Genomic DNA, 19,412 nt, shown 5'->3' with positions numbered 1-19,412 from the left:
TGACAGTGGTCAGCGAATGACGGCTGGCCCCCGCAAATCGCGCGGCACGCTGTCTTCCCTGACATCGCTCAGGCTCGCCATGATCGCAATGATCATGGCGCTTCCCTTTTTGCTGCCCTCGCTTTCCGTCGTGCAGCATGTCGATAATGAGCTGACGGCTTTCCGGGCCGCGGGGGCGCCTCGGCCTGCCACCGGTGACTTCGTCTTCGTCGCCATCGACAAGAAGAGCCTGGCGGATGTCGGGACCTGGCCCTGGCCACGCGATGTGCATGCCGAACTGATCGACAGGCTGGTCGCGGCAGGGGCGCGCGACATCTTCCTCGATATCGACTTCAGCACGCCCTCCCGTCCTGAGAGCGATGCGCGGCTCGCCCGCGCGCTCGAAGAGGCCGGCGGTGGCGTGATCCTGCCGATGTTTCGCCAGCAGTTCGGCGCGCGGTCCGACGATCCGTTGACGCTGACGGCGCCGATCCCCCTCTTCGCGGACCATGCCTGGACGGCGCTGGTCGACGTTTCGCTCGACGAGGACGGGCTGATGCGGTCCTTCCCCGTGACCGACATGGTGGATGGCGTGCCGACCCAGTCGGCACCGGCCGTCCTTGCCGGCTATAGCGATGCCCGAACCCACAGGCTCGCCATCGACTTCTCCATCCGCCCGGAAACCGTGCCGACCTATTCGGTGTCGGACATTCTATCCGGCTCCGTGGCAGGGGACGCCTTGTCCGGCAAATCGGTGGTGGTGGGTGCCTATGCGACCGAGCTGAAGGATCTGTTCGCGGTGCCGGTCTACGGTATCCTGAGCGGGCCGATGCTGCATGTGCTGGCGACGGAAACGCTGGTCCAGGACCGGTTGCTGGTGCCGCTGCAAATCGAGCCGATCGTGCTTCTGCTGGCCGCGCTCATCATCACCTACATGCTGACCTTCAGTCGCGTTTCCTTCGGCGTTCCGCTTGCAGCCTCTGCGGCCATGGTGGCGATCGGCGAGGCTGCGGCCTTCCTCCTCTACAAGAACGAGGCGATCGTCTTTCACACGGCAACGCTCTGGGCGGTGCTGGCCTTCGGCCTGCTGATGCTGATGGCGGAGAAGATCGGGATCAAAGGCTGGCTTGCGGAACTGGCCATCCGCGAAAACCGCGACATTCGCCGGGTGCTGAAACGGGTGATCAACGACAGCGTCGACCCGGTCATCGTGCTCGACCAGAAGTTCAACCTGCTCGATGCCAGCCACACGACCACGGACCTGTTGGGACTTTACGAACCGGTCGCCCGCGGCACAAACCTTTCCGGTTTCGTACCGGCGGTTCTGATGGAGGCCGTGCTGGCTCTTGAAGCAAAGCATGTTGCCGAGCCCGACAAGGCGCATAGCGAGCCTCTTTCCTTCAGCATGCCCGGGCGGAGCGGTCGCCGACACCTCGAGGCGGTGATCACGATCTCGCCGTTCGAAAGCGGCGGCGGACAGGGCCTGTCTTCGGTCGGAACCTATGTCACCTGCATAAGCCTGCGGGATGTCACCGCGCGGCGGCTTTACGAGACCAAGCTCGAAGAAATGTCACGCGTCGACGATCTCACCGGGCTTCTGACGCGACGAGGGCTGGCGGATGCAATGGCCACGGTCGGGACCGGTTTCTCGGTCTTCGTTATCGACCTGCATCGGTTCTCCCATCTCAACGAAACGCTCGGCCGCGAAAAGGGTGACGGCGTGCTGACGGCGGTCGCGGCACGCCTGCGCAGACATGCGGGCATCGATGGTCTCTCCGCCCGGTTGGCAGGAGACACGCTCTGTCTTGCCACACCCGGCGTCGAGGATGAGACCGGTCTTTCAGAGAGCGCCGAGCGCCTGCTTGCCCTCTTCGACACCTCCTTCGGAGTCGATGGTATCAAGATCGAGCTCAATGCGCGGGTCGGTGCCTGCAGCGGCAGCCTCGATCTCGGCGATCCGGGCCAATGGATCGAAGCGGCCGAACTGGCGCTGATCGAGGCCAAGCGGGTCGGCGGCAGCGGCTGGCGCGCTTATGATCCCTCCTCGGCCCTTCGCCGGGCACGATCCCGCCTTCTGGAAGCCGAGATGCGCGGGGCGCTCGAACAGGGTCAGTTCTTCCTGCTCTATCAGCCGCAGGTCGCGCTCAAGAGCGGGCGGCTGGTCGGGGCGGAAGCCCTGCTGCGCTGGCAGCACCCGACGCTCGGCATGATCTCGCCGGCGGAATTCATCGGCATTGCCGAGACCAATGGGTTTATCTGCGACCTTGGGCAGTTCATGTTCAAGGAAGCCTGCAAGGCAGCCACCAGCTGGCCGGCGCATGTCAGCGTCGCCGTCAATATTTCGCCGGTCCAGTTCCTGCGTGGCGATCTGCTCGCGGATCTTCGGGCGGCTCTGGCCGTCAGCGGGCTTGCGCCGCACCGGCTGCATGTCGAGATCACGGAGTCGATGTTCCTTGAAAAATCGGAGGAGCTCTTCGAGAAGCTCAACGCCTTGCGCGATCTTGGCGTGACGATCGCGCTCGACGATTTCGGCACCGGCTACTCGTCGCTGAGCTATATTTCCAGCCTGCCGCTCGACAAGCTGAAGATCGACCAGGCCTTCATCCGCGACATGGTGAGCGACCCCGCCGCGCAGACTATCGTGCAATCCATCACCACGCTTGCCCACGGTCTCGGCCTCACGCTGGTTTGCGAGGGGGTGGAGAATGCCCTGCAATGCGAGATGCTGACGGCGCTTCGATGCGAAGAAGGACAGGGCTATTTCTTCGGGCGGCCGCAGCCGGCCCGTCAGATCATGGCGCTATCGGCTGCCCATTCGCTGCTTTCCGGCGGCGAAGCGATCACTGCGGGCGGCCTGGCGCAGGCCGGGTGAGGATAAAGGCTGCGCAGGCGACGAGGATCAGTCCGATCACCAGCTTGAGCCAGAGCTGTGGTGGCCCGAAGAAGATCACGATCCCATAGCTCAGCGTCATCAGCGAGACGGAGGCGATCTTGGCCTTCTGCGAGATCGCCCCTTCCCTGCGCCAGTCGATCAGAGGCTGGCCGAAACGCGGGTGATCGAGAAGCCATTGTTCGAAGCGCGGGGAAGAGCGGGCAAAGAGGGCCGCGGCCAGGATCATGAAGGGTGTCGTCGGCAAGACGGGCAGGAAAATGCCGATGATGCCGATGCCGACCATCAACCAGGCAAAGCCAAGTATGAGCAGGCGCATTGCATTCCCTTTGCTGGCTGCCGTCGCATAGCCTGCAGATATCGCAGGAATCGGACTTGGCAAGGATTTTGAGGATTGCGGCAAATGCGGCGATTTTTCGTTTGCGCCGCAATAGACCGGGATGCATCCTTGCCCGGCAATCCCACCTTCAGGAATTCAACTGACATGTCCAAGGTTACCCTCGTGCTCGGCGCCGGCATCATCGGCGTTTCCACAGCCATCCATCTCGCCCGTCGCGGGCGCTCGGTGGTGCTTGTGGACCGCCGCGGCGCGGGCGAGGAAACCTCTTTCGGCAATGCGGGGCTCATCCAGCGCGAGGGCGTCGTGCCCTATGGCTTCCCGCAGGAGCTCGGGATGCTGATCCGCTACGGCTTCAACAACCGCATCGACGCGCATTATCATGCAAGCGCCATCCTGAAACTCGTACCCTTCCTGTCGCGCTACTGGTGGCATTCCAACAAGAGCCGGCATCAGGTGATCGCACGCGCCTATGCGCCGCTCATCGAAAACTCGGTCAGCGAGCATCAGGACCTGATCCAGGCGGCCCATGCCGATCATCTGATCCGCAAGGACGGCTGGATGGAGATCTTCCGCACGACCGGCAAGCGTGACACGGAGCTGGCCGAGGCAGAGCGGCTGGCGCGGGAATATGGCGTCAGCTACCGCGCGCTGAACCCTGATGAGCTGGCCAAGGAAGAGCCGCATATCCGGGGTGACTTCGTCGGGGGCCTCAAGTGGAACGATCCCTGGTCGGTCACCGATCCGCATGGTCTGACGCAGGCCTATCTTACCTATTTCCAGTCGCTTGGCGGACGTTTCGTCAAGGGCGATGCCCTTTCGCTGGAGACCGGGGCTTCCGGCAAGGGCTGGCGGGTGAAGACCGATGACGGCATGGTCGAAGGCGACGATGTTGTGCTGGCACTTGGCCCCTGGTCGGAAGAAGTGACCCGGAAGTTCGGCTATCGCTTCCTGCTCGGCGTCAAGCGCGGCTATCACATGCATTACGCGCCGGCCGGCAATGCCGTCCTCAACAACTGGACCATGGATGCCGAGCGTGGCTACTTCCTCGCGCCGATGGAAAAGGGCATTCGCCTGACGACGGGGGCGGAATTTGCCAATCGCGATGCACCGAAGTCGCCGGTGCAGCTGGCGCGCGCCGAAAAGGTGGCACGCGAGATCTTCCCGCTCGCCGAGCGGCTGGATGCCGAGCCCTGGATGGGCGCCCGTCCCTGCACGCCGGACATGATGCCGATCATCGGCAAGGCGCCGCGTCACGACGGCATGTGGTTCGCCTTCGGCCATGCGCATCATGGCCTGACCCTTGGGCCCGTCACCGGCCGCCTTATCGCGGAAATGATGGATGGCGAGAAGACGTTCATCGACGCCCGCGCCTGGAGCCCGGAGCGTTTCCGTCCGTAAAATCATCCAGCTTCTCTGGCCCCCGTCTCAAGGGGCTAGCCTTTTTGGCCCCGAGGTGGTACTCAGATCGAATAATTTGATCAAATTGTTTCCCGGTGGAAACAGGCCGGCAAGAAGAAGCGTCGCAAGAACGCCGGCGGCCAGGGGATCAGGAAGAGACGGACAGTGGCATGCGCCGGTGTTTGATCCATAACGCGAAAAGCGTCTATCGTTAGCGGACCTGGCGTCCGCGCGCTTTCTGCCTGCACGTATCGAACCCGAATTCAATCAGCCACACGGTGATCCATGAACATGGCCGAAGAGGCACGCGAATTTTTCGCGGCCAATCCCGATATCGAAGTCCTCGAAGCATTCGTCATTGACGTCAACGGCGTGCCACGCGGCAAGTGGATCCCGCGTGAACGCGCCATCGACGTGCTGACCAAGGGCATGGCCATGCCGCGCTCGGTCTATGCGCTGGACGTCTGGGGCCGGGACGTCAACGCCGCGGGTCTTGCCGAGGGGACCGGCGACCCTGACGGCATCTGCTTTCCCGTTCCGGGCACGCTTTCGCGGGTCACCTGGCTGTCGCGCCCGACGGCGCAGGTGCTCCTGCAGATGCACACCCAGGAAGGCGAGAGCTTCTATGCCGATCCGCGCCAGGTGCTGAGCCATGTGCTTGATCGCTTCAAGGCGGCCAAGCTGACGCCGGTCGTTGCGACCGAACTCGAATTCTACCTGATCGACCCGGTGCGTTCCGCACTCGACCCGGTGCGTCCGCCGAATACGCGTGACGGTCGCTGGCATACCGGCCAGACACAGGTTCTCTCGATTTCCGAACTGCAGGACTTCGAAGAGGTGTTTCACGGCATTTCAACGGCGGCGCGTGCCCAGAACGTGCCGGCCGATACGACGCTGCGCGAAAACGGCCCCGGCCAGTACGAGATCAACCTGAACCATGTGCCGGATGCGCTGGCGGCCGCGGATTATGCGGTCCTCTTGAAGCGGATCGTCAAGGGCGTGGCCCGCGCCAGCGACCTCGACGCCACCTTCATGGCCAAGCCCTATGGCACGCAGGCCGGCAGCGGCATGCATGTGCATTTCTCCGTTCTCGACGAGAAGGGTGAGAATATCTATGTCGGCGCCGATGGCCCGTCGGAAGCCCTCTTCCACTCCGTTGGCGGGCTTCTGGAGAACATGGGCGAGAGCATGGCGATCTTTGCGCCGCATCAGAACTCCTATCGCCGCCTGCGCCCATCCGAACATGCGCCGACCTATGCCTCCTGGGGTTTCGACAATCGCTCCGCGGCCGTGCGCGTCATCACGGCCTCGAAGCCCGCAACCCGCATCGAGCATCGCGTCGCCGGCTCCGACACCAATCCCTATCTGGTTCTCGCCATGATCCTGTCGGCGGCACTGGCTGGCATGAAGGAGAAGCTTTCGCCCGGTGGCGCAATTTCCGGCGACGACCATGCCGTCAATCACGAGCCGCTGCCGACCAATTGGGACTACGCGCTGCAGCGCTTTGCCAAGTCGAGCTTCGCCTATGCGGCGCTCGGGCCGAAATATCGAAGCCTTTATACCGCCTGCAAGCAGCAGGAACTCTCGGAGTTCTCGCTGCGTGTGACCGACGTCGAATACGACGCCTATATCCGGACCGTGTGAGGTGAAGCCATGACCAAGTCGATCGGACCCAATCCCGGCCATGCGGCCACCTATTACGCAGCCTCTGCCCGCGACAAGCGCGTGCGCCCGAAGCTGGATGGCCAGCACACCGCCGATATCTGCATCATCGGCGCCGGCTTTACCGGCATTTCGGCAGCGCTTGAGCTCTCCGAAAAGGGCTATGCCGTCATCGTGCTCGAGGCCGACCGCATCGGCTTCGGCGCTTCAGGCCGCAATGGCGGCCAGATCGTCAACGGCTATAGCCGTGACCTCGAGACGATTGCCAAGCGTTACGGCCAGGACAAGGCAGACCGTCTCGGCGAGATGTCGCTGGAAGGTGGCCGGATCATCCGCGAGCGCGTGGCGAAATACGGGATCGAATGCGATCTCGTCGACGGCGGTTTCTTCGCGGCCTTCACCGACAAGCAGGTGAAGGAGATGGCAGACGTCCGGGCGCACTGGATGAAGCACGGCCATGACGGGCTGGAAATGGTCTCCAAGTCCGAAGTCGCGAAATATGCCAAGACCGATCGTTATGTCGGTGGCATGATCGATCGCCATGGTGGCCATATTCATCCGCTCGATCTGGTGCTCGGCGAAGCGGCAGCGGCCGAAAGCCTCGGCGCCAAGATTTTTGAGAATTCCAAGGTCGTGCATCTCGACACCGGCCCGCAGCCTTTCGTCTGCACCGAAGGCGGGATCGTCAGGGCCAAGCACATCCTCGTCTGCGGCAATGCCTATATGGCCGGCATCGCGCCGAAGGTGACCGAGAAGATGATGCCGGTTTCCAGCCAGGTCATGGCGACCGAGGTGCTGGATCCCAAGCTGATCGAGGAGCTGCTGCCGGCCAACTACTGCGTCGAGGACGCCAATTACGTTCTCGACTACTACCGCCGCACGGCCGACAACCGTCTGCTCTATGGTGGCGGCATCGGCTATGGCGGCCAGGATCCGAAGAACCTGACGGGCGTCATCCGGCCGAACATGCTCAAAACCTTCCCGCAGTTGAAGGACGTCAAGATCGACTATGCCTGGAGCGGCAATTTTGCACTGACGCTGACGCGCATCCCGCATATGGGCAAGCTGTCGGACACCGTCTACTTCTCGCATGGCGACAGCGGCCATGGCGTGACGACGACGCATCTGCTCGGCAAGATCCTGGGCGAAGCCGTGCACGGCCAAATGAGCCGCTTCGACGTCTGGTCGTCGCTGCAGGCCTACCCCTTCCCGGGTGGTCGCATGTTCCGCGTGCCGTTCACCGCACTCGGTGCCTGGTATTACGGCATGCGCGACCGGCTTGGCGTGTAAGGAGAGATCAGATGACCCGCACCGTCACCGTCGCCGCCACCCAGATGGCCTGCAGCTGGGATCTGCCCGGCAATATCGCACGGGCCGAAAAGCTCGTGCGCGAGGCAGCATCCAAGGGCGCGCAAATCGTCCTGATCCAGGAGCTGTTCGAGGCGCCCTATTTCTGCCAGGACCAGATCGCGGAGTTCTTCGATCTCGCCAAGCCTGCGCATGACAATGCTCTGATCGATCACTTCTCAGCACTGGCCGAAGAGCTCAACGTCGTCATTCCCGTCAGCTTTTTTGAGAAGGCCGGGCAGACCTTCTTCAACAGCGTGGCCATCGTCGATGCCACCGGTGACGTGCTCGGCATCTATCGCAAGAGCCATATCCCCGATGGTCCCGGCTATACCGAGAAGTTCTACTTCTCACCCGGCGATACCGGCTTCGAAGTGTGGGAGACCCGGCACGCGACGATCGGCGTTGGCATCTGCTGGGACCAGTGGTTCCCGGAAGCAGCCCGCGCCATGGCGCTGCAGGGGGCAGAACTCTTGTTCTATCCCACCGCGATCGGCTCTGAGCCGCAGGATGCGAGCCTCGACAGTTCCGGCCACTGGCAGCGCGTGATGCAGGGCCATGCAGCGGCCAATGTCATGCCGGTCATCGCGTCGAACCGCATCGGCAAGGAAGACGGACGAAAGGGCACGTCGCTCACCTTCTACGGCTCGTCCTTCATCTGCGACCAGACCGGCGCGATGGTGGCGACCGCCGACCGCGAGACGGAAACGGTGCTGACCGCAACCTTCGACCTCGACGGCATTGCAAGACAGCGCGCCAGCTGGGGCCTGTTCCGCGATCGTCGCCCTGAGCTCTACGGCCCGCTGATGGGCTATGAAGGCTGAGGCTCAGGCCTCCGTCTTCAAGCCTGCAAGCGCGTCGGCAACGATGCCATCGACCGGCTGATCGATGGAGACGGTGACGACGCCGGGCTCACCCGTCGGCACTTCCAGGGTGGCAAGCTGGCTATCGAGCAGACCGAGCGGCATGAAATGGCCGGTGCGGGCGCCCATGCGGCGGCCGAGCAGTTCCCGCGAACCATCGAGATAGACGAACGAGAGACGTCCGCCTGTCGCGGCGCGCAGGTGGTCGCGGTAGATCTTCTTTAGCGCAGAGCAGGACACGACGATCCCCTCGCCGCTTGCCAGGGCCTCGGCCATGCGCTCGCCGATCACTGTCAGCCAGGGCCAGCGATCCTCGTCGGTCAGCGGTGTTCCCGCGGCCATCTTCGCGACATTGGTTTCGGGATGCAGCACATCGCCTTCGATGAAGGGAAGTCTGAGACGATCTGCCAGGGCCGCGCCCACCGAAGACTTGCCACAGCCGCTGACGCCCATGACGATCACCGCCTGCGGGACGGTGGGCTTATTTTCGTGCGGCATGCTCTTCCTCTTCCTCAACCCTCGTTCAAGGGCCGCGACAATAGGAAGGTTCAGGCGAAATGCAATCCGCTCTTGCTGACCGCGTCTCTGGCGAGACCTCTTTCTCTTGCTGGCTGCCGCTCAGCCCTTATGGAGGCCGCGATCTTCTCGGCCATCATGATGACGGGGGCGTTGGTGTTGCCGCCGATCAGGCGCGGCATGACGGAGGCATCGACGACGCGAAGGCCCTCCACGCCGTTGAGCCTGAGGCTGGGGTCAACAACCGCATCCGGATCCGAACCCATGCGGCAGGTGCCGACTGGGTGGTAGATTGTGTCTGCCCGGGCGCGGATGGCGGCGTCGAGTTCCGCGTCCGAAGGCCCCGCGGGATAGAGCTCGACGCCGCGATACCTGTTGAGCGCGGGGGCTGCCATGATCTCGGCCATCATCCGGGCCCCCTTGCGCAGGGTCTCCAGGTCGAGAGCATCGGAGAGGAAGGCAGGATCAATCAGAGGGGCGGCCGAGGGGTCGGCGCTTGCAAGCCGCACGGTGCCTCGCGAATGGGGGCGCAGAACGCAGACATGGCAGGAATAGCCATGGCCCCAATGCATCTTGCGCACGTGGTCATCAACCATGGCGACGAGGAAGTGTAGCTGGATATCCGGGCGGTCGACAGAGGGATCCGTCTTCAAGAAGGCGCCCGATTCCGCGCAGGTCGACCGTAGATGCCCCATGCGCTCCCTCCGCCACTCTTGCGCGGCGCGCAGGATATCGCGTGTCGCCGTGATGCCCATGCCGAAGAGATCGGTGTCGGGCGAGCGGAAGATCATGGTGTAATCGAGGTGGTCCTGCAGGTTGGAGCCCACTTCGGCGCGGTCCAGAACCACGGGAATGCCGAGAGAGGTCAGATGGTCGGCAGGGCCGATGCCTGACAGCATCAGGATCTGCGGTGACTGCAACGCGCCGGCCGAAAGCAGCACCTCGCGGCCGGCGCGGACGGTGCGTTCTTCCTTGCCGAAACGATAGGCGACGCCGACCGCCCTGCCCTGCTCAATGACGATGCGTGTGACATGCGCCTCGGTGATGACGGTCAGATTGCGCCGCGTCATCACATCGTGGAGATAGGCAGCCGCTGCCGAGCAGCGCTCACCGCGTTTCGGCCCGTTCCAGAACTGGGTCGCCTGATAGACGCCGGCGCCTTCCTGCTGAGGGCCGTTGAAATCGTCGTTCTGGCGGTGGCCGCTCTGCTCGCAGGCCTTGAGGAAGGCCTGGTTGATCGGTCGCGTCCAGTTCTGGTCACAGACCTGAAGCGGTCCGCCGCGGCCATGCAAATCGTCTGCACCACGAATGTTGTCCTCGGCCTTCCTGAACCAGGGCAACACATCCGCCCAGGACCAGCCTTCACAGCCGAGAGTGGCCCATTCGTCGTAATCACCGGCATGACCGCGGACATAGAGCATGGCGTTGATCAGGCTCGAGCCGCCGAGACCCCGGCCCCGGGGCTGATAGCCGCGACGTCCGTTGAGCCCGGCCTGCGGCACGGTGGAAAACCGCCAGTTGCCGCTTTTCACATGTCCTGGCACCACGGCGGCCGCTGCCATCGGCACGCGGGCGAAGACGCCATCACCGCGTCCACCTGCTTCCAAAAGACAGACGGTGACGGAGGGATCCTCGCTCAGGCGCGCCGCCAGAACCGAGCCTGCGGAACCGCCTCCGATGATCACATAGTCGTACATGCTCTCCCCCCAGAGACCTGTACCCGCCCAGCACTTCTGTAGCGACTACATTAAGCAGACTTAAATTGCCGTGAACGTAAGCGTAGCATAGCGGCGGAGGGACGCAAGCGGGGCGCCAAAGGGTTATCCGCCAACGAAAAACCCGCCTTGCGGCGGGTTCATCAGTTCGTTGTGTGGGGTGCTGCTCAGGCAGCCGGTGCGGCTGCAACACGGCGCGGCTGCAGGTCGTCGATGCCGAGCAGGAAGTTGATCTGCGGGCGCGCCTTGACCAGATCGTCGATCGTGTATTCGGAGAGCACGTCGAAGAAGGCGTTGAGCGCCTTGCGCAGCGCCGAATTCAGGCCGCAGCTGTCGATCAGCGGGCATTCGACGTCACCGTCATCCTCGAAACATTCCGCCATGGCGAAGCTGTCTTCCGTGACCTTCACCACATCGAACAGCGTGATCTTTTCGGCTGGACGGCCCAGGCGCACGCCACCATTGCGACCACGCACCGTCTCCACCAGACCGGCCTTGTTGAGCGGCTGCAGGATCTTGAACAGGAAGAGCTCGGAGACGCCGTAAGCCTTGGCGATCTCGGGGATCCGGCTCAACTGGTCATTGTTGGCTGCGCAATACATCAGCATGCGCACGGCGTAATTTGTCTGCTTTGTCAAACGCATGCACGATTCCTCTGTTTTGTTGAGGCTTATATAGCGCCTTTTGCAGTTTTGAACAATTCCAAAATACTCAAGTTCTGAACTCACGTGTCTGTGATTAAAGTCGACTCCAATTGACAGCTTATCCGGATTCATGAATATGCGCCTCAACAATCTGCAAGAGGGAGGCCTATCATGACATCCATTCGTAGCATCGCACTCGGCGCCGTATCCGTTTTGGCCCTGTCGGCCACATCGGCGCTCGCCGACGGCGAAGTGAACATCTATTCCTACCGCCAGCCGGAACTGATCCAGCCGCTGATGGACGCCTTTACGAAGGAAACCGGCATCAAGACGAACGTGCTTTTCCTCGACAAGGGTCTGGTCGAGCGCATCACGGCCGAAGGCGCAAACTCGCCGGCCGACGTCATCCTGACCGTCGACATCGCCCGTCTGACGGAAGCCAAGGATGGCGGCGTCACCCAGCCGCTCAACGATGAAGACATCAACAGCCAGATCCCGGCGCAGTATCGCGATACCGATGGCAACTGGTTCGGCCTGACGACCCGTGGCCGCGTGCTTTACGCCTCCAAGGATCGCGTCTCCGAAGATGCGATCACCTATGAAGAGCTTGCCGATCCGAAGTGGAAGGGCCGCATCTGCATGCGTGACGGCCAGCACTCCTACAATATCGGTCTCTTCGCCTCGATGGTTGCGCATCATGGTGCCGAATACACCGAGAAGTGGCTTGCCGGCCTGAAGCAGAACCTCGTCAAGAAGCCCGATGGCAACGACCGCGCTCAGGCCAAGGCAATCTATGCCGGCGAATGCGATCTCGGTCTGGCCAACACCTATTACCTCGGCCTGATGCAGACGAACGAGAAGGAGCCGGAAGAAAAGGAATGGGCCAAGTCGGTCAAGGTTCTCTTCCCGAATGCGGCCGACCGCGGCACGCATGTGAACATCTCCGGCATGGCGCTGGCCAAGAATTCCCCGAACAAGGACAACGCCGTCAAGCTGATGGAATTCCTGGCTTCGGATGAAGCCCAGACGATCTATGCCGAGCAGGTCTTCGAATATCCGGTCGGTCCGAATGCAAAGCCTTCCGAGATCGTTGCCGGCTTCGGCGCGATCAAGCCGGACACGCTGCCGCTCACCGACATCGCCGCCAACCGCAAGGTCGCGTCCGAACTGGTCGACAAGGTCGGGCTGAACGAAGGCCCGACGCAGTAAGCAGCGGCTGGTCTAAGCAGAATGCAGAAGGGGCGGTCCATGACCGCCCCTTCTTTCGTTTCGCGTTATCTTCGATTGTGCCGGGACTTTCAGGTGCCGCCGGCGCCGATTGCCCGGGCGTGCTCGTCGATCGCCTTGCGACGCTCGGCCGTGCCGGGATGCGTGGAGAGGAAGGACGAATCGCCGCCGAGGCCGAGCTTTTCCTCCAGGCGCGCAAAGAAACGGCCGATCGCGCGTGGATCGCGCCCGGCCTTGGCCATCAGTTCGACCGAGATACGGTCTGCCTCGTTTTCCGCGTCGCGGGAATGCGAGAGCGACATGAGTGCTGCACCATTGGTCAGGATATCCTCGCCGGCTGCTCCGACATCGCCGGCGATCAACATGATGAGGCCCGCCATGCCGGCCGCGCGATAAAGCTGGCGAAGCGAGTGCTCCTCCTCCACATGGCCGATCTCATGGGCGAGAACGCCGGTGATCATATCCATGTCGCCGTCGGCCAGTTCGATCAATTCGTCGGTGATGACGAGCGTGCCATCGGGCAGCGCAAAAGCATTGGGGCCGATCGCGCCGCCCTGCCTGAAGTTGAGATTGTAGCCGGCGACGCCGCGGGACGAGAGGGCTGCAATCTCGTTGAAGGCCTGACTGATCTCGGTCTGCCGTGCCTCCGGCAGGCGGGTTTCGCTGAAGACCGCCTGATCGAGCGAGAGAAGTGTGCCGCTGGCCATCCACTGGGTAACAGCGGGTGGCGTCACCAGAACCGCGACTTCCACAAGCGCCGGCACCGCATAACGATAGATCATGCCGGCCAGCAGAAAGACGGCGACGACGAAGGCCAGCAGCCGAGGGTGAAAGCGTTCCAGCTCGTGCACGAAGCCGGTCTTCCCGTGTCTCTTCAGGAAGAGATCGATGCCGTCGTTGTCTTCGGTTTCGAAGAGCGAGCCGTCGGCGAAACCGACCCGTCGCGGAATGCGGCCGACCCGGGCGGAGATCTCCGTCCGGGCCATGTCTCCGACAGAAACGGGATCGCCACCTGCTGTCAGCCGCACATAGAGCGTCTTGCCCTCGCTCAGGAGAAGTGCCGGCTCCGCCCGGCTGGAGCCGGGCGGATGCCAGCGACCGGCGGCGATGCGCTTGTCGTCAGAAGCCAAAGTCGAACCCTTCGAGATCGAGATATTCCGCCGTCACGGCAGAGCCGGAAGCCTGCATCGAGGATACCACATCATCGAGCTCACCATCGACCACGATGCCGGAATGCTCGATCACGTAGCGGTGCTCGCGAACCGCGGCCCAAGGGCGCATCAGGCTGAGGGTGAGCACGGTGACGACGAGGTTGGAGATGACGATCCAGAAATAGCGAAGCCGGCCGAGATCGGAGAAGAGGCTGTGACGGCGATCGAAACGCGCCGAATTCATCACCACGTTTCGCACACCGATACGATAGAAGATCGCGGCAACACTCCAGAGCACCAGGGCCGGGATCAGCGCTCCATAGATGCTGAGCACCAATTGCGCCTCCGGATCCATGCTGGTGTCAGCACCTTCGACCGCACCGTAATAGGCCGCCATGCCAAGGACCCCCGCTACGGCGGCACCGACCAGCATCAGCAAGAAGGCCGGCAGCCAGACGCGATAGAGTGCGCCGATCTTCGGATCGGTCTCGAAGGTTCGATCGCCATAGCGCAGGTTGTTGAAGATGTAGCGATAAAGCCAGCGGCTGGCGAAGGGGGCGAGAATGCCGAGCGAAAAGAAGGACACGAGACCGCCGACGATGATCGCGACGAAGGCGCCACCGGTCTTGCCGACGAAATCGAAGCGGATGTTGCGGTAGCTCGTGACGCGCGCGTTGAAGCGCAGGCTGCGCATGACGATCCACGGCAGGAGGACCAGCATCAATAGCGCCAGGATACCGCCGATGATCGGGCTGAAGGTCAGAAGCAGGTTGTAGGCGACGATGTAGCCGAAGACGATGGCGCGGCCGATGAAGATCTGCAGGCCGCGGGCGTGATAGTCGAAGGAATGCCCGTCAACGAAGGTGTTGCCGTAGAAATAGCGGTTGCGGCGGACCTTGGCCCAAGCCGAGTAAATGCCGACCGTGATGATGGTCAGCAGGATGTTGACGATCCAGATGCCGAAATACTCGCCGGCGCTGCCGCGAAACTCGCCGCGCCGCAATGCATCCGCCCGGCCGAAAACTGCCTGTTGCATGAAATGTCCCTCATGAAATCAAATCGTTTGCGTCGCTATCCCCCGCGATGCGCTCGAACATTGATCATGAGACACCCTCACACTCAAGTGCGCTGCGACACTCCGGATGTCCGCATTGGACCTCAGATGTCGAGGATCTCGATGCACCACCATTTCGGCCGCCCACCCTTGTAGGAGTGATAGGTGGGTTTGAGGTCGGCAGCGCTTGTGCGATCGAAGCTCCCCAGCAGGAGTGCGACCGTGGGCTGGTCATCGATGGCGCCGAGCGAGGAGCCGCAAGTGCTGCAAAAGGCGCGCGACGAGATATCTGATGAGCGCCAGGTGGAAGGCTCGCCTGAAGGCCCGATCCAGCGGACGGCATCGCGCGGGAATTCGACCCAGCTGGCCGTCAGACTTCCGGTGTGGCGCTGGCACATCTTGCAGGAACAGGTGTGTGGTTTGGCAGCCGGCGCATCGGCTTCGAAGCGGATCGCTCCGCAGAGGCAACCGCCCGTATGGATCTTCTTCTTCGGCATCGTCAGCCCTCCCGAAGCAAAAGCTATCGATTGGCTGGCGCCTGACAAGAGAACGCCACCCCGTCCTTCAACGGGGTGGCGCAAATGTGATCGGACCGACGCCCAGTTTACTTCATCGTCGGCATGACGAATTCGGCACCGTCCTTGATGCCCGACGGCCAACGCGAGGTGACCGTCTTGGTGCGGGTCCAGAACTTGATCGAATCCGTGCCGTGCTGGTTGAGGTCACCGAAGGAAGAGGACTTCCAGCCACCGAAGGAGTGGTAGGCGAGCGGAACCGGGATCGGTACGTTGATGCCGACCATGCCGATGTTGATGCGGCTCGCGAAGTCACGAGCGGCATCACCATCGCGGGTGTAGATCGCGACGCCGTTGCCGTATTCGTGCTTCATGGGCAGGTCGAGGGCTTCCTCGTAGGTCTTGGCGCGGACGACCGAGAGAACAGGTCCGAAGATTTCGGTCTTGTAGATGTCCATGTCCGGCGTGACGTGGTCGAAGAGGCAACCGCCGACGAAGTAGCCGTTCTCATAGCCCTGGAGCTTGAAATCGCGGCCGTCAACAACGAGCTTGGCGCCGGCTTCAACACCGCTGTCGATCAGCGACTTAATGCGCGCCTGGGCTTCCTTGGTAACGACGGGACCCATGTCGGCCTTGTCATCGGTGTATGGGCCGATGCGCAGGCTTTCCACCATCGGGGTCAGCTTTTCGATCAGGCGATTGGCGGTTTCCTCGCCGACCGGAACAGCGACCGAGATCGCCATGCAGCGTTCGCCGGCCGAGCCGTAACCGGCGCCCATCAGCGCCTGGGCGGCCTGGTCGAGGTCGGCATCCGGCATGATGATCATGTGGTTCTTGGCGCCACCGAAGCACTGGGCGCGCTTGCCGTTCATGGCAGCCGTTCCATAGACATAGCGGGCGATCGGGGTCGAGCCGACGAAGGAAACGGCCGAAACATCCGGATGGGTCAGGATGCCGTCGACAGCCGACTTGTCGCCGTTGACGACGTTGAGGATGCCGGCAGGCAGACCTGCCTCGATCATCAGTTCGGCCAGACGGATCGGAACGGAGGGGTCGCGCTCGGACGGCTTCAGGATGAAGGCGTTGCCGCAGGCAATCGCCGGCGCAAACATCCACATCGGGATCATGGCCGGGAAGTTGAACGGCGTGATGCCCGCGCCGATGCCGACCGGCTGGCGGATCGAATACATGTCGATGTTCGGGCCGGCCCCTTCGGTGAATTCGCTCTTCGTCAGATGCGGGATGCCGATGACGAATTCGCAGACTTCCAGACCACGGACGATATCGCCCTTGGCGTCTTCGATCGTCTTGCCGTGTTCGCGCGACAGGGTCTCGGCGAGGCTGTCCATGTTGTCGTTCAGGAGCTGAACGAACTTCATGAAGACGCGGGCACGGCGCTGCGGATTGGTGGCCGCCCACTTGGCCTGGGCCGACTTGGCGTTCTCGACGGCCGCGTTCAGTTCCTCGGCGCTGGCGAGCGAAACTTCGCCCTGCACTTCGCCGGTGGCGGGATTGTAGATGGCCTGCTTGCGGCCCGAGGTGCCGGCGACATGCTTGCCGCCGATGAAATGCCCGATCTGATACATGGGTTTCCTCCTGAATTTGATGGAGGCAGTATGCGCTTCGATTTTCACAAATCAAGACGATGATTTCCGCATCCGTTGTGCAAAAATCAGCGCAATCTGTTCCCGCTCAGGTCCACAGGGACGCCTCGATCAAAGCCCGATGGGCGGCAACACCCGCCATGACGCCTGACGCGCTGGCGAGGGTGGCATTGTGCATGGCGCTTGTGGCATCGCCGCCCGCGAAGACACCCGCTTCGCTCGTGCATCCCATCTCCACCGCTATGTGGAAGCCTTGCGGTCCCTCTTCCAGACGCAGACCAAGTTCAGCCGCCAGAGGCGAGGCGATGGCCACCTTCGACTGGGCAAAGAGCGCATGCACTTCGACGACGCGCCCGTCTGCCAGGCGCACCGCCTCCAGGCCTTGTCCCTCACCGATCAGTTCCACCACGCGCTCCGTCTCGATCGTCACGCCGCGGGCGCGCAGCATGGCATGCTGCTCTTCGTCGAAGATGACACCCGGTTCGACGAACATCGTGGTCTTGCCCCAGTCCGGCAGGATACCCCCTTGGTGCGCTGCAAGCGGAGAGGATGCGAGGATGCCGATCGGGCCACCGCCGATCTCATAGCCATGGCAATACGGGCAATGGAGGACGGTGCGGCCCCAGCGTTCGGCGAGGCCCGGGATGGCAGGAAGCGTATCGGTGACACCAAGCGCCAGTACGAGAACCTGCCCCTTCAGCACCTTGCCGTTGGCCATGGTCAGCCGGAAGCCGCCGAGGCAGCGCTCGGCTGAAACCGCCTCCCCTTCCAGCAGGGTGAAGTTCGGGTAGCGGGCCAACTGCTCGAGAGAGCGACGGCGGATTTCTGCCGGGGCCACTCCGTCCTGGCCGAGGAAGCCATGCGACGCTTCAGCAAACCGGTTGCGAGGACGGCCCGCATCGATGAGCAACACGTTTCTGCGCGCGCGGGTCAGCTGCATGGCTGCCGAGAGCCCGGCGAAACTGCCGCCGATAACAATCGCTTCGTACTTCATCTGCATCTCCATCACGTAACTTTTGAAGTTATGTACTTTGATAAGTTACATGACGAGCCCATGTCAAGTGATGTAACTTGGCTTGTTGCGTGAACGCAGTTGCGGTAGCGTTTGCGGATGACAAAAGGAGATGCCGATGCGCGGGGATAGCCGCATGTCCCGCATGCTGCATGTGCTGATCCATCTCGGTCGCCATGCCGAAAGCATGACCTCGGAGACGATCGCCAAGATGCTGAACACCAATCCGGTCGTGGTGCGCCGCACGATGGCCGGCCTGCGCGAGCGCGGCTACGTGCAGTCGGAAAAGGGCCATGGCGGCGGATGGCGCCTGAGCAAGACCCTCGGCGAGATCACCCTGCTCGATGTCTATGACGCGCTCGAGCGGCCAGAGCTGTTCTGTCTCGTCGCATCCTCGGATCATGCGGGCTGTCTGGTCGAGATCGCCGTAAACGAGGCGCTCGAAGATGCGCGCCGCGAGGCCGAAGCGCTGCTGCTCTCGCGTTTTTCGGCCATCCGCCTGTCGGACATTGCAGACAGTTTCGAGACGCGCATGGAGATGCTCGGCCTTCAGGCGGGGAAAGGCGTGGCATGACGGTGAGTGGGAACGCTGACGCAAGAGGGAACGCGCGATGAACTGGGACGATGTCCGCATCTTTCTCGCTGTTGCACGGACCGGCCAGATCCTCGCCGCCTCCCGCCGGCTCGGGCTGAACCACGCGACACTGTCGCGCCGCCTGACGGCCCTAGAGACGGCGCTCGCGACCCGGCTCTTCATCCGCCGGACCAATGGCTGCGAGTTGACGGCCGAGGGGGAAGCCTTTCTCGCCTCTGCCGAGCGCATGGAAACCGAGATGCTGGAGGTCCAGGCGCGGCTCGGGCGGACGGACACGCAGGTTGCGGGCACCGTCCGGATCGGCGCGCCCGATGGGTTCGGCGTCTTCTTTCTCGCCTCTCGCCTGGGTGCGCTGATCGAGCGACATCCGGAACTGAAGATCCAGCTCGTGCCGGTGCCGCGTTCCTTTTCCCTGTCGCAGCGCGAGGCAGATATCGCGGTGACGCTCGAGCGGCCGGATCAGGGACGGCTCGTGTCTTCGAAGCTCGTCGACTATACGCTCGGCCTCTACGCCTCCAAGAGCTATGCCGAAGCCAGGGGATTGCCGACGACACCGGACGAGCTGAAGGGCCACCGCCGGATCGGCTATGTCGAAGACCTGATCTTCACGCCGTCGCTGAACTATACCGGCGAGGTGATGCGCGACTGGAATGCCGGCTTCGAGATCTCCTCGGCGATCGGCCAGACGGAGGCGGTGCTGGCCGGCGCCGGCATCGGCATCCTGCACAGCTATATCGCCCGGCAGCACGGAAGCCTGGTGCGTGTCCTGCCCGAGGTCACGATCCGGCGGGCCTATTGGACGACCTTTCATGAGAGCGCGCGCGAGCTCGTGCGGGTGCGGGCGGTCGTGCAGTTTCTGCAGGACGCCGTCGAGCAGGATCGGGCGATCTTCGCCTGATG

Annotated in this window: 17 protein-coding genes; 8 read left to right on the top strand and 9 right to left on the bottom strand. The window is 62.8% G+C overall.

The features are described from left to right. Positions 1-16 precede the first annotated feature (16 nt). Entirely contained in the window at positions 17-2,851 is a 2,835-nt protein-coding gene (locus M1E12_RS01070) for an EAL domain-containing protein (RefSeq protein WP_479563422.1), read from the top strand. Here M1E12_RS01070 and M1E12_RS01065 read toward each other — a convergent pair. Further along, on the bottom strand, positions 2,820-3,188 hold the full coding sequence (locus M1E12_RS01065) for a YbaN family protein (RefSeq protein WP_479563421.1): 369 nt from the start codon (positions 3,186-3,188) through the stop codon (positions 2,820-2,822). The genes M1E12_RS01070 and M1E12_RS01065 overlap by 32 nt on opposite strands. 165 nt (positions 3,189-3,353) lie before the next feature. Between M1E12_RS01065 and M1E12_RS01060 the strand changes: the two genes are divergently transcribed. The 4 genes from M1E12_RS01060 to aguB all read left to right on the top strand — a co-directional run bounded on the left by M1E12_RS01060 (position 3,354) and on the right by aguB (position 8,440). After that, entirely contained in the window at positions 3,354-4,607 is a 1,254-nt protein-coding gene (locus M1E12_RS01060) for an NAD(P)/FAD-dependent oxidoreductase (protein WP_479563420.1), read from the top strand. A 285-nt stretch (positions 4,608-4,892) separates the two neighbouring features. Continuing rightward, complete coding sequence (locus M1E12_RS01055) at positions 4,893-6,251, top strand: glutamine synthetase family protein (RefSeq protein ID WP_113459812.1); 1,359 nt, start codon at positions 4,893-4,895, stop codon at positions 6,249-6,251. A 9-nt stretch (positions 6,252-6,260) separates the two neighbouring features. Then, on the top strand, positions 6,261-7,559 hold the full coding sequence (locus M1E12_RS01050; protein ID WP_136542469.1) for an NAD(P)/FAD-dependent oxidoreductase: 1,299 nt from the start codon (positions 6,261-6,263) through the stop codon (positions 7,557-7,559). A gap of 11 nt (positions 7,560-7,570) precedes the next feature. After that, positions 7,571-8,440: an N-carbamoylputrescine amidase gene (gene aguB, locus M1E12_RS01045; RefSeq protein WP_479563419.1), complete on the top strand. Its 870-nt coding sequence runs from the start codon at positions 7,571-7,573 to the stop codon at positions 8,438-8,440. Positions 8,441-8,443: 3 nt separating this feature from the next. On the opposite strand, the gene M1E12_RS01040 is transcribed toward aguB, so the two are convergent. The 3 genes from M1E12_RS01040 to rirA all read right to left on the bottom strand — a co-directional run bounded on the left by M1E12_RS01040 (position 8,444) and on the right by rirA (position 11,354). After that, a complete protein-coding gene (locus tag M1E12_RS01040; protein WP_479563418.1) occupies positions 8,444-8,977 on the bottom strand; it encodes a gluconokinase in 534 nt (177 codons plus the stop codon). Positions 8,978-9,027: 50 nt separating this feature from the next. Continuing rightward, a complete protein-coding gene (locus tag M1E12_RS01035) occupies positions 9,028-10,692 on the bottom strand; it encodes a GMC family oxidoreductase (RefSeq protein WP_479563417.1) in 1,665 nt (554 codons plus the stop codon). Between the two features lie 185 nt (positions 10,693-10,877). Next, positions 10,878-11,354 carry an iron-responsive transcriptional regulator RirA gene (rirA, locus tag M1E12_RS01030; protein ID WP_113459817.1) on the bottom strand — a complete coding sequence of 159 codons (477 nt, stop codon included), beginning with the start codon at positions 11,352-11,354 and terminating at the stop codon, positions 10,878-10,880. A gap of 171 nt (positions 11,355-11,525) precedes the next feature. On the opposite strand from rirA, the gene M1E12_RS01025 reads away from it, so the two are divergent. Next, positions 11,526-12,563: a Fe(3+) ABC transporter substrate-binding protein gene (locus tag M1E12_RS01025; protein ID WP_479563416.1), complete on the top strand. Its 1,038-nt coding sequence runs from the start codon at positions 11,526-11,528 to the stop codon at positions 12,561-12,563. Positions 12,564-12,652: 89 nt separating this feature from the next. On the opposite strand, the gene M1E12_RS01020 is transcribed toward M1E12_RS01025, so the two are convergent. From M1E12_RS01020 to M1E12_RS01000, 5 genes are all read right to left on the bottom strand, one after another. After that, on the bottom strand, positions 12,653-13,711 hold the full coding sequence (locus tag M1E12_RS01020; protein ID WP_479563415.1) for a M48 family metallopeptidase: 1,059 nt from the start codon (positions 13,709-13,711) through the stop codon (positions 12,653-12,655). Beyond that, a complete protein-coding gene (locus M1E12_RS01015; protein ID WP_310240494.1) occupies positions 13,701-14,768 on the bottom strand; it encodes a YjgN family protein in 1,068 nt (355 codons plus the stop codon). The genes M1E12_RS01020 and M1E12_RS01015 overlap by 11 nt, the downstream gene beginning before the upstream one ends. 122 nt (positions 14,769-14,890) lie before the next feature. After that, entirely contained in the window at positions 14,891-15,283 is a 393-nt protein-coding gene (locus M1E12_RS01010; protein ID WP_479563414.1) for a GFA family protein, read from the bottom strand. Positions 15,284-15,390: 107 nt separating this feature from the next. Next, positions 15,391-16,887 carry a CoA-acylating methylmalonate-semialdehyde dehydrogenase gene (locus tag M1E12_RS01005; RefSeq protein ID WP_479563413.1) on the bottom strand — a complete coding sequence of 499 codons (1,497 nt, stop codon included), beginning with the start codon at positions 16,885-16,887 and terminating at the stop codon, positions 15,391-15,393. Positions 16,888-16,993: 106 nt separating this feature from the next. Beyond that, the gene (locus tag M1E12_RS01000) at positions 16,994-17,899 is read right to left on the bottom strand and encodes an NAD(P)/FAD-dependent oxidoreductase (protein ID WP_479563412.1); all 906 of its coding nucleotides are present in this window, start codon (positions 17,897-17,899) and stop codon (positions 16,994-16,996) included. 136 nt (positions 17,900-18,035) lie between these two features. Between M1E12_RS01000 and M1E12_RS00995 the strand changes: the two genes are divergently transcribed. Further along, positions 18,036-18,491: an Rrf2 family transcriptional regulator gene (locus M1E12_RS00995; protein WP_479563411.1), complete on the top strand. Its 456-nt coding sequence runs from the start codon at positions 18,036-18,038 to the stop codon at positions 18,489-18,491. A 37-nt stretch (positions 18,492-18,528) separates the two neighbouring features. Continuing rightward, positions 18,529-19,410, top strand: coding sequence for a LysR family transcriptional regulator (locus M1E12_RS00990; RefSeq protein WP_479563410.1), 882 nt, complete (start codon positions 18,529-18,531; stop codon positions 19,408-19,410). Positions 19,411-19,412 lie beyond the last annotated feature (2 nt).

This window comes from Rhizobium sp. K33 (assembly GCF_056501445.1).
The sequence above is the reverse complement of the archived record's forward strand: the minus strand, read 5'-3'. Positions and strand labels throughout refer to the sequence as shown.

Coding starts and splice junctions, on each gene's coding strand:
- M1E12_RS01025 (WP_479563416.1), top strand. CDS start 11,526: ATGACATCCATTCGTAGCATCGCACTCGGCGCCGTATCCGTTTTGGCC.
- M1E12_RS01065 (WP_479563421.1), bottom strand. CDS start 3,188: ATGCGCCTGCTCATACTTGGCTTTGCCTGGTTGATGGTCGGCATCGGC.
- M1E12_RS00990 (WP_479563410.1), top strand. CDS start 18,529: ATGAACTGGGACGATGTCCGCATCTTTCTCGCTGTTGCACGGACCGGC.
- M1E12_RS00995 (WP_479563411.1), top strand. CDS start 18,036: ATGCGCGGGGATAGCCGCATGTCCCGCATGCTGCATGTGCTGATCCAT.
- M1E12_RS01050 (WP_136542469.1), top strand. CDS start 6,261: ATGACCAAGTCGATCGGACCCAATCCCGGCCATGCGGCCACCTATTAC.
- M1E12_RS01035 (WP_479563417.1), bottom strand. CDS start 10,692: ATGTACGACTATGTGATCATCGGAGGCGGTTCCGCAGGCTCGGTTCTG.
- M1E12_RS01060 (WP_479563420.1), top strand. CDS start 3,354: ATGTCCAAGGTTACCCTCGTGCTCGGCGCCGGCATCATCGGCGTTTCC.
- M1E12_RS01000 (WP_479563412.1), bottom strand. CDS start 17,899: ATGAAGTACGAAGCGATTGTTATCGGCGGCAGTTTCGCCGGGCTCTCG.
- M1E12_RS01070 (WP_479563422.1), top strand. CDS start 17: ATGACGGCTGGCCCCCGCAAATCGCGCGGCACGCTGTCTTCCCTGACA.
- M1E12_RS01040 (WP_479563418.1), bottom strand. CDS start 8,977: ATGCCGCACGAAAATAAGCCCACCGTCCCGCAGGCGGTGATCGTCATG.
- M1E12_RS01005 (WP_479563413.1), bottom strand. CDS start 16,887: ATGTATCAGATCGGGCATTTCATCGGCGGCAAGCATGTCGCCGGCACC.
- M1E12_RS01010 (WP_479563414.1), bottom strand. CDS start 15,283: ATGCCGAAGAAGAAGATCCATACGGGCGGTTGCCTCTGCGGAGCGATC.
- rirA (WP_113459817.1), bottom strand. CDS start 11,354: ATGCGTTTGACAAAGCAGACAAATTACGCCGTGCGCATGCTGATGTAT.
- M1E12_RS01055 (WP_113459812.1), top strand. CDS start 4,893: ATGAACATGGCCGAAGAGGCACGCGAATTTTTCGCGGCCAATCCCGAT.
- M1E12_RS01015 (WP_310240494.1), bottom strand. CDS start 14,768: ATGCAACAGGCAGTTTTCGGCCGGGCGGATGCATTGCGGCGCGGCGAG.
- aguB (WP_479563419.1), top strand. CDS start 7,571: ATGACCCGCACCGTCACCGTCGCCGCCACCCAGATGGCCTGCAGCTGG.